The sequence below is a fragment of the Paenibacillus sp. FSL R7-0189 genome (assembly GCF_037969925.1).
Classification (GTDB): Bacteria; Bacillota; Bacilli; order Paenibacillales; family Paenibacillaceae; genus Paenibacillus_AQ; species Paenibacillus_AQ odorifer.
In genome coordinates this window covers 5,496,123-5,507,884 of record NZ_CP150223.1, presented here as the reverse complement: position 1 = coordinate 5,507,884, position 11,762 = coordinate 5,496,123, and the positions used below count along the sequence as shown (strand labels likewise).

Genomic DNA, 11,762 nt, shown 5'->3' with positions numbered 1-11,762 from the left:
AATAGGTAAAGATATAGACATGTTACAAGATTTTGTGTACGGACACAACGTTACATTAGACTTACCGCCGGTATAACAAGCGCTTCTCCAGATACACTACCAGTTGATACATTGCCGTTGCTACGGCTGCGATAATCAGCAGACTGGACATCACAAGCGTGAAATTAAACACCTGGAATCCATATATGATCAGGTACCCAAGACCGGATTTTGCTACTAGAAACTCTCCCACGATAACCCCGACCCATGACATACCCACATTCACCTTTAGGGTAGAGACAACCGTTGGAAAAGATGCCGGAAGAATCACTTTAAAAAACACCTGAACTTTAGAAGCTCCAAAAGAACGAACCACCTTCACTAGATTAGGATCCACACTACAAAAGCTATTGTAAACAACAAGTGTAGTAATGATCACCGTAATCGATAAGGTTGTTACAACGATAGCGGTGAAACCCGCCCCGAACATTACGATAAAAATCGGCCCCAAGGCCACCTTCGGCATACTGTTAAAGACAACCATAAACGGATCAAGCACCGCTGATAAAAACGGAGACCACCAAATAATCACTGCCAGCAGCGTTCCTAACAAGGTTCCCAGAACAAACCCTACCGCAGTCTCTCCTACCGTCATCCCCAAATGAGGCCACAAGCTTCCACTGATCATATCCTGCCAAATCTGCTTGAAGATTTTTGTCGGGTAGCTGAACAATAACTCATCAATCCAGCCCATTCTTGCTCCCGCTTCCCACAGCACAAAGAACAGCAGCAACAGACTGCTTCTTACAGCAATTACCTGATTACGCTGGCGCTGCTTTCTTTTTTTGAAATCCACATGCATTTGCTGCAGCCACAGTTCACGGGAAGCTAAAACTCCCGCTTGCTCTGTTCGTTTCATTAGCTTTCCCTCCCTGCGATCTCCATCTCTGTCCATACTTCATGAAAAAGCTCCGCAAACCCTGGCTGATCACGCGCATACAGCGGTGGGGCTGAGCGGATTAGCTCCGGAACAGGAAACACTTTACGAATCTTCCCTGGATTTCGCTGCAATAAAATAACCCTACTGCTGACCGCAATCGCTTCTGACAGATCATGCGTGACCAAAATAGCCGTGGTTCCCCGGCTGCGTAAGGTCTCTGAGACTAAATCCTCCAGCTGAAGTTTGATCTGATAATCAAGTGCCGAGAACGGCTCGTCTAGCAGCAGCAGTCCTGGATTGGTAGCTAATGTTCGTACAAGAGCCACCCGTTGCCGCATCCCTCCGGATAGCTGAGAAGGATAGGCATGTTCTTTCCCTTCTAATCCCATCTCGCGAAGCAGCTCCAAAGTCCGTTTATGGCTCTCCTCGTTTATGCTTCCGGTCAGCTCCAGTCCAAGCACAGCATTGTCAAGAATACTCCGCCAAGGAAAAAGATAATCCTGCTGCAGCATATATCCAACCTCAGGTGAAGGGCCTAGAATGGGTTGGCCATTTACGAATACTTCACCCTCAGAGGGCTGCAGCAGTCCGGCAATAATCGATAGGAGAGTCGTCTTGCCACAGCCACTTGGACCTACTAAGCTGACGAACTCTCCCTGCTCGACATTAAGATTTAGATCCTCAACGGCCAGTGAAGCTTCCCGATCGCCGAGATAGGCATGCGTTACTCCCTTTAATTGCACTACTGGAAGCAAGGTCATCCCCTCCTTATAGTTAACAAAATCCATTTAGGATCTTATCTCTCTTATTTAGAGCCACTGCTCTTTATGGTCTTTTCAGCTTTTTCAGCAAAAGTATTGTTCACGATTTTTTCTGCTGGAACACGTTCTTTAAGTTCACCTGCGTTATCCATAACATCTAGCAGATTATTCCATTCTTCATTATCAACAATCGGATTAATGGCGTAGGTGTCCTGTTCCTTGTAGCGTTTTACAGCAGAAATCACAATGTCACGATCCGTTTTATCAAAATAAGTTATTATGGCATCCGTAATTTCTTCAGGACTATGTTCCTTCACCCAAAGCTGAGCACGCTGTATGGCATTAGTGAACTTTTGCACGGTGTCCCCATTTTTGCTTATATAGCTGTTCTTTGACATAAATACTGTGTAAGGTAAATAACCGCTCTCTACCCCAAACGATGCCACTACAGCTCCCCGGTCTTCTCGTTCGAAGATAGAGGCCTGCGGCTCAAACAGCTGCACATAATCACCAGTACCTGAAGCAAATGCACCGGCAATATTAGCAAAATCGATATTTTGGATCAAGGTAATATCCTTCGCAGGATCAATTCCTTTTTTAGATAAAGTAAACGCGCCTGCCATTTGTGGCATTCCGCCTTTTCTTTGACCTAGGAAGGTAGAGCCCTTCACTTTATCCCAATTAAAATCTCCATCAGCCTTCCGGGCGAACAGGAATGTTCCATCCCTTTGAGTCAGCTGTGCAAAATTAATGACCGGATCATCCGAGCCCTGCTGATACACGTAAATGGAGGTTTCTGAACCAACCAACGCCACATCAATAGCTCCTGAGAGCAATGCAGTCATCGTTTTATCGCCACCGGGAATCGTCTGCAGTTCTACATCCAGCCCTTCATCTTTGAAGAAACCTTGAGTCAAGGCAACATACTCGGGTGCATAAAAGACAGAGCGGGTAACCTCCCCAATCTTCACCTTTACCGTCTCTGACTTTCCGCCGCAACCGGCAAGTACTGAAAAGCATAAAGTAATGATCATGAGCGACAATGACAGCTTTTTCCGAATCTTCATTCTTCATTCTCCTTTCTTACCGGGTCCTTCGCCCTTGCTTAAAGCATATGCACATGCCTACTGAAAGGTTAAAATCCCGAATATCGTGGGGAATTAAAAGAATATCCATGATATCAGCAGTTTTTATTGAATTTATGGATAAATATCACTGGATTTGCTGTTTTTATATCTGTGCAAACGTTTTACCTGAGGATTTGATTACAGTACTATAAGAATTAAAGCGCTTACCATTTCCTTTATAGGAAAATTGCAGCAGAAGGGGTTATTTTATATGGATAAACGAGCAACACCTATCACCAAAAAACACACAATAAACGGACTTTTGGGTCTTAGCTTAACTGCCTTTCTGCTCTCCGGGTGTTCAGGAAATAATAACAATATTTCTTCCTCTGCCTCCCCTTTTCCATCGCCAAAAGCAAATACTGTTCAGGATACTACAACACCTCCCGCTGCAAAAACGATAACTACTGACGAACAACCCTCAACGGTTTATTATGAGATTTTTGTTCGTTCATTCTATGACTCTGACGGGGATGGCATCGGTGACCTCAAAGGGATTACCAAAAAATTAGATTACTTAAATGACGGAAATCCTGACACCACAGACGATCTGGGGATCGGTGGGATATGGCTTATGCCTATCAACCCTTCACCAAGCTATCATGGTTACGATGTGACTGATTATCGTGCAATCAATCCAGATTATGGGACGATTGAGGATTTACAGGAGCTCGTTACGGAGGCGCATAAACGTGGGATTAAAGTAATTATGGATTTGGTCGTGAATCACACCTCCAAAGAACATCCTTGGTTCGTAGATTCCGCTAAAAATAAGGACAGCAAATATCGCGACTGGTACATATGGGCTGAAGATCAAGGACGTCCTGCGAATGGAGCCAGTGCCGCTGGTAGTGGCAATGCATGGCACTCTTTACTGGGTAGTCATTATCTAGGTGGCTTTTGGGAAGGCATGCCTGATCTAAATTTTGATCATACGGAAGTTCGTAATGAAATGAAGGATATCGGCAAGTTTTGGCTGGAACAAGGGGTTGATGGATTCCGTTTAGACGCTGCTAAACATATTTACGAAGACCTTCTAACCGACAAAAGCCAAGCCACAACCCATAAAAATGTATTTTGGTGGCAGGATTTCCGCAAAGCGATGAATGAAGTGAATCCTCAAGCTTATATTGTTGGTGAAGTATGGGAGAATTCTGCAGTCACCGTAGGGGCTTATTTGGATCAAGCCTTTGACTCCAGCTTTAACTTTGGTTTAGCGGAGACTCTTATTAATTCCGTGAAAACTGAAAAAGACAGCGGGACTGCCTTTACGCTGGAACGTACGTATAATCTGTACTCCAAAATATCTGAGAGCCATTTTACCGATGCGATTTTTTTGACAAATCATGATCAAAACAGAGTCATGAGTCAATTAGACGGCAATCTGGATCATGCAAAAATGGCAGCAGCCCTGCTGTTAACCTTGCCTGGAAATCCTTTTATTTATTATGGTGAAGAAATAGGAATGCTTGGTGTAAAACCAGATGAAGGAATTCGTGAGCCCATGAGATGGATGACAGCGGATCAGGGTGAGGGGCAGACTACTTGGGAGGTCGGCAGCAATAACGCTGATGATGTTAGCATTAATGTCGAAAGCCAGACTAACGACAGCAGCTCACTGCTTAAAAGATACCGCGAACTCATTGCGTTAAGAAACGAAGTCCCTGCGCTCCGTGATGGCGGAATTCGAGACTACACTTCTGGCAATGTAGGGGTAATGGCCTACGAACGTATAACAACAAAGGATCAAGTCCTCGTTGTTCATAACCTAACTGGAGATGAACAAATCATTACGCTTCATCCAAATGTCGAAGGTATCTCTTACACCAAGATCCAAAAGACAACTGCTGACAAAGTGACCTTAAATTCAGATCAGCTTACTCTTCCTCCCTATTCAACGGTTATTGTGAAGTAGGAAAAGAGGAGGAATCTAATACCCACTCTGCCACTGAACTACATAATTGTGCTTTCGATATAGGAAGAGCTACAATCCAGTCTTGGGAAGGATCGCTGCTCATTCGCAGCAACCAGCCACTTGAATGATCGCTTATGAAGCTAGCATACTGAAACTTCCAGCCATTATCACTAGAAATGCAAAGTCGTAATTCTCCCTCTGCGTCGAAGCATTTCATCACTCGTGCAAGATGGTTGGAATGGACGTCATCCCCTGTCTCTGCAGCTAAACACTCTGAGAGTCTGTGAACCGTAGAGGAATCCGAGCCTTTTTTCAGCTCCTCAAACCTTTTTTTTGACATTAGCAACGCCGGAATCCCGTGAGCAAAGGGCTCCATCGCTCTCTCACATTCGAACAACTCGAGACAAAAGCTCTCTGTTTCATCTCTGCTCTTCAGCACACACGGAGGAGAGTCCGGTGTATTATTGCAGTAGGCTAGTATTTTATCCTTATGTATTTGCAAACACAGATCTTTAGTTTTCTCCTTCTCTCTATATTTGAATCTACCTATCCTTTCTGCTGTAGGCGCAGTATTTAACAATTCATTTAATACTACTTGGTCGGTTACCCGATCTGGAAATAAAAATTCCGTTAAATCCGTTAAATCCGTTCGTTCTTTCTCATTCACATTATTGTATCCTTCCTGTATTACATATAAATGTATATTAAACTAGCAATCTTTATGTTATCATAAGCTAATTTTAAGGTAAAATTAAGAAACAAGGGGTATGATCATTAACATGAAATACTTGTAGCGAGGTGATTTCAAAATGAGAATGCTCATCACATTTCAGAACAAACTTGTACCTGTGTATTTCACAACAGAAAATAAACAGCCCACTCAAAAAGTACTTAGATTACTTAACAGTACGCTGGAGCTCAAAATTCAAAAGGGCAAAAGTGCCCTCCAGAAATGCCTCAATTCTCTGATTAGTATCGAAATTAAAGGCTCTGAAGCTATATTGCACAGTTACAGTGAAAATGATTCATTGGCGCTATCCCTCTATTAATGGAGGGGTAGTTTTTTTGTCACAACATTGCAGTCCTAAGCTTCTAATAAAGAGCGTCCTAAGCAACTAAGAATTGCAGCTTAGACTCGTTTTCTTTTTGAAGCTAAACTTGATCCAAAATGACACTCCGTTTGATTTAGATACCATTTGCGCATACATAGCTTCTACTATCAAAATCAGCGACCTTGCTTCTGCTTGGTGCTATTTTGTACTGCTTTGTGCTATTTCATAGCACATTTTAGATTGCTGCTTGCCGGCCATCCCCATAGCCGACTGCTATCGGACCCAGAAGACCTTAATCGCAGCTTTTTGACTCATTTGGAATCCTATTGGACCCCAGAGTCGCTATTGGTACGAAAAACACTAATTATCGACCTCAAAAAGCTGAATAGCTGCGCTGGAGTCCGAAACTCTGCTCTAATGCCCATAACTTCGCATATAACGTCATCTGAGTCCGTTGGCTGCGATGGATGTTTATTACTCGGTGGTGCAGATGTATGTATAGCGGGTTACATGACATTCCAGGGAGTTGTCACTTAACACTATAATAGCCGCTGGGACTCTCGACCATTTTGGAGCTCCCTCTAGCATCTTGATCTAAATCCGAGCCATCATTTGTATTAGATACCATTTACACATACATAGCTTCTACTATTAAAGTATGCGACCTTAGTTCTGTCTGGTTCTGCTTGAGTTCTGCTTGAGTTCTGCATGGTTTGCTTTGGTTCGACTTGGGACTGCTATATAGCAAAATTGAATTGCTGTTTACTGACTAGTCACATAGCTGACTGCTATTGGACTCATTGTTGGATGCTTTCGGACTCAATTGACCTTAATCGCAGCTTTTTGGCTCATTTGGAATCCTATCGGACCCCAGAGTCACTATTGGCACGAAAATCACTAATTATCGACCTCAAAAAGCTAAATAGCTGCGCTGGAGTCCGAAACTCTGCTCTAATGCCCATAATTTCGCATATAACGTCATCTGAGTCCGTTGGCCGCTGAGGATAACTTGGAAGGTGACTTAGTGTGTAACTCGACAAATGACTTTGCATTTGTCAGCAGATTAGAGGTAGCGGGTTACCTGACGCTACAATGTCACTTGCCAAAGTAACGTTTGTGGTCGGTCAGCTTCCTTTGCTGATTCTAAGCTGAAACAATCTGCCCAAGACTAAAAACGCAGAGCAGTGATCCCCCCTTAACGGGAGGATCACTGCTCTGCTATATTTACGGACTTTTTTAACCCAAGGACTCTGTCTCATTCAGCGAAAAATCTACTATTAGGAAGAGCTAAGCAATTATCAGCTGATCTTGTAATTCTTCTGCTCTGCTTTTTCAGCTTTTTGGATTCGAAGTCTAAATAGCTTCACTAAATTCTGACGCGTATGCTCTTCGTGACAGCTGTCCAATTTTTTAATGATAAACCGATCGATGGACATGTCAATCGCTCCTTTTAGATCATTCTGGAACTTATAGAGACAGGAAATTATTTCCTGTTCTCTTGTATCACCTATTAACCTTGTTTTCATTTTTTCAAACTCCTTGAGCGTAAACAAATTTCAATGACAAAAAAATAATTTACAAACAAAAGATTACATGCTATATTAAATATAGTTAATATTAAATACACACATGCAAGGGAGAAATCATAATGTCTAAAGTTCTATTTATTAAAGCAAACAACCGTCCAGCAGAACAATCCGTAAGTGTTAAGCTTTACAATGAATTCTTGGAGAGCTACAAACTCAACAACCCAGAAGATGAAATCACTGAGCTTGATCTGTTCGCAGAGCAACTTCCATACTACGACAATACCCTGATCACTGGTATGTATAAAGCCGCTCAAGGATACGAAGCAACACCTGAAGAAGCAGCTGGTGCCGCTATCGTTAATAAATATCTTAACCAGTTCATCGCTGCAGATAAGGTAGTATTCGGTTTCCCACTGTGGAACATGACTGTACCTGCTGTATTGCACACTTATGTAGATTACCTTTGCCAAGCTGGTAAAACATTCTCTTACACTGCTGAAGGTCCAGTTGGTCTTTTGACAGGTAAAAAAGCAATCGTTCTGAATGCAAGAGGCGGTATCTACTCTGAAGGTCCTGCAGCAAGTGCTGAAATGGCAGTAAACTTCATCGTTGGTAACCTTAACCTGTGGGGAATTAAAGATATTACACAAGTAATCATCGAAGGCCACAACCAACTTCCAGCACAATCTGCTGAAATCATTGAAAACGGATTGCAACTGGCTAAGGAAACTGCTGCATCCTTCTAAACCATAACCGTTTAGATTCAATTCAATAATTAAGGGCGCCCCTTAGCTGTCAAAAGCTAAGGGGCGCCTTTTTCCAATGTCTATGCCGTTATATCAATTCTTTTTAATATTCATCCAGCTCTTTACGCCATCCGTATCCTCTGGTTCTGGATGAACTCACTTTAGTGGAAGCTGCGCTTTTTCTCTTAAGCTTGGCTTCTTTATTATTTTGGTACAATACTTCTCGTTGTGTTTTTCGGTAGTTGAATAGTCTCTTCTCTTCCAGTTCACCTGTTTGGACTGCTTCAAGTACAGCACAGCCCTCTTCGCGTTCATGACTACAGTTACTAAACCGGCACTTAGTAGCTAGGCCGCTGATATCACTAAAGGCTAGATCAAGACCACCTTCATCTTCCCAGAGCTGCAGCTCCCGCATCCCCGGTGTATCTACGATAATCCCCCCATCCGGCAAAACAAACAGTTCACGGTGGGTAGTAGTATGACGTCCGCGGCTATCCCCTTCTCTAACATCCTGAGTAATCTGAAGGTTCTTCCCGCATAGCCAGTTGACCATTGTCGACTTCCCACAACCGGAGGAGCCCGTTAGAGCTACTGTTTGACCCTCACCAATGTAAGGCAGCAGCTTCTCGCGCCCTTCATCTTGTATTGCACTAACAGCATGTACTGATACTCCGGGAGCCGCGCTCTCCATTTCAGCGATTTTACTGTCTGCATCCGGACAAAGATCCGCTTTAGTGAGTAGAATAACTGGATTTGCCCCACTATTCCAAGCCATGATCAGATATCTCTCCATCCGGCGAACATTAAAGTCATCATTCAACGCGCTGACCAGAAATAACGTGTCTACATTGGAGGCAACAATTTGCTCATCTTGTGTATTCCCTGCGACCTTGCGTGAGATCACACTCTGCCGGGGCAATACGCCATGTATAATTCCATGCTCGCCGCCATCTTGCATTGCTAATGCTACCCAGTCTCCAATGGCAGGAAAATCACCCGAGGCTACAAATGTGTGTCTCAGCTTCCCGGCAAGCTCTCCCCACGTCTCTCCTACATCAGTTAACACTTTGTACTTACTGCCGAAATCACCAACGATTCTCCCGGGTATAAATTGTTTATCCTCTGCATGACTCCACTTTTCATTCCATTTTGTACTCCAGTTTTCATTCCAACCATATTGCTTTATGCTATTCATTCATTTCCTCCTAAAAGATATGTTTATGTTTTTTCTTGCCCCTTGGCGTTTTCCGAGAACACAAAAAGCCGCCGGAAATAAAGACTCCGGCGGCGGTATATAGACATGTGGATTTATTACACCAAATCCAATCTTTCTACACACGCAAAAAAGCCACCGGACCCTATACGGTTCCCGGCGGCTCTAATAAGCGTAATTGAGCTTACCTGCTAAACTGCACGAATCAATTATTCGGCAGCAGCTGTTCCCGGAAGACACGTATCCACAACAGTTGAGTTCATTACATTTAAAACTGTCATAAAACATCGTCTCCTTCCGAAATTTAAGATGCTGTTATCATAATTGGTGCAGCAGTAAAATGTCAACCCCAAATTTTCCAGATTACAAAATAGCCTTTAATTCTTTCAGCTCACGGATCATTTTCCAAGGTTGGATGTCCAGCTGATCGTCCCAAGGATGTTTCCTTTGCAGCCAAATTCCTTCAAGGCCAGCCTTACCTGCACCCCAGATATCATTTACCGGATGATCCCCTATAAACAAGGTTTGATCCGCAGAGGCACCCAGCTTGTCTAGTGCCAATTGATAAATCGCAGGATCAGGCTTCGCAATGCCAACTTCTCCAGATATAACTATAGCCTTGAAGTACTCTCGCAGGCCGAGAATATCGATTTTGGTGTTCTGGATTTCTTTTTTACCGTTGGTGACCAGCCCCAAAGTATATCCACGCTCCACGCAATACTCCAGAACCTCCAAAGCATGCTCCATGACTGCGCCATGATTGATGTAGCTCGCATCATAATACGCCCGGATATGTTCAGCCGTCACAGGCTTTTCCCAAGGCAGGATCTCACTAAGTTCTAAGAAAAATCCGTCTTTATCACGATAGCCATCAGCGTCTCTGTGGATCATATCCTCAATCACGGCCTGCGCTTCCGCAGGTTTCAGATGCCCAAGAAAATCCTGCACGAACTGAGTGCTAAAGCTGCGAAATGTATAGTCGCGATCCATTAAAGTATTGTCCAGATCAAATAAAATAGCTTGTACTTCCTTCATCAAGCGATTCCCCTTACATGCTGTTAATTTTCAAACCTAACCTACAGAATGTAATTGTACTATGCCTTAAGAGACAAAGAAAAGACTATTCAACAAAAAGGATTTATGGCTTCCCTTTTACTGAACAGTCTTTATGAAGATTCGTATCTGCGTCATTCCTTTACTCGAAATGCTCTGCCCGATGGGTCAGCATCATTTCTTCATCCGTAATATACAGCGGAAAAGGAGGTGTTTCTTTTAGATAACTTTCTGTAGATAACAATCGATAATGAACCTCTGGCAACCAGGTGTCTTCAAGCAACGGTAGCTTGCCTGTATCACTAATATAACTGTCTACAGCAGCCTGAACTAAATCCAGATAATACGGCACTAACTTGTCTTCTTCCTCGAAAATTTCATAGGTCTCTCGTGACATATAGAAATTCCGTTCGGGTATTCCACCCAAATAACGTTTCAGGCGACTCATATCGATTCTTTTGTCCTCTAAGATTAATGCTGTTCTATTAATAGGTCCAGGCATATCTTCTTCGAACTTTCGAATCGCCTGTTTCACTTGGGGTAATGTGACGGTTACATGATCTGATTTGGGTTGCTTTTTTGTGCGTTTAAATAACATAACGAAAGTCTCCTTTCTAAATATGTCTCAGATAACGCTTACAATTCCATTTTATTCGAAATTCGAATAATTAATCAGTACATTTCAAATCGACACAGAATGTTAATATTTAAAAGATCATTATTTGACATATTCCCACCGAGTCCATACTTCTCGAGGATTTAGTTCATACTTGTCCTTCTCACGATACATAAACTGATGCATGATGAATTCACGACGAATAGTAGCGAAATCTTCATGAAACTGCTTAATAAACTCATTGATTTCCTTTTCCGTATAAACAACTCCTGGCTCCAGCTTCTCAACCATGTATTGAAGCGCTATCAATTTCTTCTTGTATTGTGCTGGAATTTGCCGCAGCCGGCCATCTTTAGAGAAAAAATTACGAATTACAGTATCCTGAAGACTATTCTCAGGCAATTGCTCTTCCATATTCTCAGCTCCTTTCGAAAAAATAAACTGCAGTGAAGCCTCAGCACCATTATTGATAAACTCCGGATTCAACTTAAAATAAACTGTATTTTTGTCGCGTCTTTCTTTTATTAGAGCCGCTTCACGTAATTTAGCCGCATGATGAGTGACTGTAGGCTGCGATAAATTCAACTTCTCAGCCAGCGCTTGCCCGTGCATTTCTCCTTGGGACAGAAGCAACAATAAGCGAAGACGCGTTGGATCAGCTAAAGCTTTATGATAACTCACGATTTTCTCCAACTGCACTGGGTTCACGCTCCTAGAATTTCACAATAAATTGAAACATTAGATATATATCTAATTATATAATAATCAACGTTATTCTTGCAATGGTTATTATACTCAATCTGCTCTTATGGAAAAATTCATGAATTTAGG

Annotated in this window: 12 protein-coding genes; 3 read left to right on the top strand and 9 right to left on the bottom strand. The window is 42.7% G+C overall.

The features are described from left to right. Positions 1-61 precede the first annotated feature (61 nt). From MKY63_RS24085 to MKY63_RS24075, 3 genes are read right to left on the bottom strand one after another with little or no spacing between them, the layout of a single operon-like run. Complete coding sequence (locus MKY63_RS24085) at positions 62-898, bottom strand: ABC transporter permease (RefSeq protein ID WP_036687759.1); 837 nt, start codon at positions 896-898, stop codon at positions 62-64. Next, positions 898-1,674, bottom strand: a complete 777-nt coding sequence (locus MKY63_RS24080; protein WP_036687761.1) for an ABC transporter ATP-binding protein — start codon at positions 1,672-1,674, stop codon at positions 898-900. The genes MKY63_RS24085 and MKY63_RS24080 overlap by 1 nt, the downstream gene beginning before the upstream one ends. Before the next feature lie 50 nt (positions 1,675-1,724). Next, complete coding sequence (locus tag MKY63_RS24075; RefSeq protein ID WP_076213466.1) at positions 1,725-2,747, bottom strand: ABC transporter substrate-binding protein; 1,023 nt, start codon at positions 2,745-2,747, stop codon at positions 1,725-1,727. A 271-nt stretch (positions 2,748-3,018) separates the two neighbouring features. Between MKY63_RS24075 and MKY63_RS24070 the strand changes: the two genes are divergently transcribed. Further along, entirely contained in the window at positions 3,019-4,722 is a 1,704-nt protein-coding gene (locus MKY63_RS24070; RefSeq protein WP_076213464.1) for an alpha-amylase family glycosyl hydrolase, read from the top strand. On the opposite strand, the gene MKY63_RS24065 is transcribed toward MKY63_RS24070, so the two are convergent. Further along, positions 4,709-5,389 carry a hypothetical protein gene (locus MKY63_RS24065; protein ID WP_076098755.1) on the bottom strand — a complete coding sequence of 227 codons (681 nt, stop codon included), beginning with the start codon at positions 5,387-5,389 and terminating at the stop codon, positions 4,709-4,711. The two genes, MKY63_RS24070 and MKY63_RS24065, sit on opposite strands and share 14 nt — an antisense overlap. Positions 5,390-5,531: 142 nt before the next feature. Between MKY63_RS24065 and MKY63_RS24060 the strand changes: the two genes are divergently transcribed. Continuing rightward, a complete protein-coding gene (locus MKY63_RS24060; RefSeq protein WP_036687997.1) occupies positions 5,532-5,771 on the top strand; it encodes a hypothetical protein in 240 nt (79 codons plus the stop codon). 1,301 nt (positions 5,772-7,072) lie between these two features. On the opposite strand, the gene MKY63_RS24055 is transcribed toward MKY63_RS24060, so the two are convergent. Then, on the bottom strand, positions 7,073-7,300 hold the full coding sequence (locus MKY63_RS24055) for a hypothetical protein (protein ID WP_038571602.1): 228 nt from the start codon (positions 7,298-7,300) through the stop codon (positions 7,073-7,075). Between the two features lie 122 nt (positions 7,301-7,422). Here MKY63_RS24055 and MKY63_RS24050 point away from each other — a divergent pair, with 122 nt between their 5' ends. After that, entirely contained in the window at positions 7,423-8,049 is a 627-nt protein-coding gene (locus MKY63_RS24050; RefSeq protein WP_038571605.1) for an FMN-dependent NADH-azoreductase, read from the top strand. A 103-nt stretch (positions 8,050-8,152) separates the two neighbouring features. Here the strand turns inward: MKY63_RS24050 and rsgA are convergent, their stop codons facing one another. From rsgA to MKY63_RS24030, 4 genes are all read right to left on the bottom strand, one after another. Continuing rightward, positions 8,153-9,244: a ribosome small subunit-dependent GTPase A gene (gene rsgA / locus MKY63_RS24045; RefSeq protein WP_076144727.1), complete on the bottom strand. Its 1,092-nt coding sequence runs from the start codon at positions 9,242-9,244 to the stop codon at positions 8,153-8,155. Positions 9,245-9,625: 381 nt separating this feature from the next. Next, positions 9,626-10,297 carry an HAD family hydrolase gene (locus tag MKY63_RS24040; RefSeq protein ID WP_038571611.1) on the bottom strand — a complete coding sequence of 224 codons (672 nt, stop codon included), beginning with the start codon at positions 10,295-10,297 and terminating at the stop codon, positions 9,626-9,628. A gap of 160 nt (positions 10,298-10,457) precedes the next feature. Further along, positions 10,458-10,913, bottom strand: a complete 456-nt coding sequence (locus tag MKY63_RS24035) for a DUF3939 domain-containing protein (protein WP_036688004.1) — start codon at positions 10,911-10,913, stop codon at positions 10,458-10,460. Positions 10,914-11,033: 120 nt separating this feature from the next. Continuing rightward, positions 11,034-11,630, bottom strand: coding sequence for a metalloregulator ArsR/SmtB family transcription factor (locus MKY63_RS24030; protein ID WP_036688006.1), 597 nt, complete (start codon positions 11,628-11,630; stop codon positions 11,034-11,036). Between the last annotated feature and the right edge of the window lie 132 nt (positions 11,631-11,762).

What these genes read in the sequence shown, in the direction of transcription:
- MKY63_RS24050 (WP_038571605.1), top strand. Translation starts at nt 7,423, where the DNA reads ATGTCTAAAGTTCTATTTATTAAAGCAAACAACCGTCCAGCAGAACAA.
- rsgA (WP_076144727.1), bottom strand. Translation starts at nt 9,244, where the DNA reads ATGAATAGCATAAAGCAATATGGTTGGAATGAAAACTGGAGTACAAAA.
- MKY63_RS24040 (WP_038571611.1), bottom strand. Translation starts at nt 10,297, where the DNA reads ATGAAGGAAGTACAAGCTATTTTATTTGATCTGGACAATACTTTAATG.
- MKY63_RS24070 (WP_076213464.1), top strand. Translation starts at nt 3,019, where the DNA reads ATGGATAAACGAGCAACACCTATCACCAAAAAACACACAATAAACGGA.
- MKY63_RS24035 (WP_036688004.1), bottom strand. Translation starts at nt 10,913, where the DNA reads ATGTTATTTAAACGCACAAAAAAGCAACCCAAATCAGATCATGTAACC.
- MKY63_RS24075 (WP_076213466.1), bottom strand. Translation starts at nt 2,747, where the DNA reads ATGAAGATTCGGAAAAAGCTGTCATTGTCGCTCATGATCATTACTTTA.
- MKY63_RS24060 (WP_036687997.1), top strand. Translation starts at nt 5,532, where the DNA reads ATGAGAATGCTCATCACATTTCAGAACAAACTTGTACCTGTGTATTTC.
- MKY63_RS24055 (WP_038571602.1), bottom strand. Translation starts at nt 7,300, where the DNA reads ATGAAAACAAGGTTAATAGGTGATACAAGAGAACAGGAAATAATTTCC.
- MKY63_RS24085 (WP_036687759.1), bottom strand. Translation starts at nt 898, where the DNA reads ATGAAACGAACAGAGCAAGCGGGAGTTTTAGCTTCCCGTGAACTGTGG.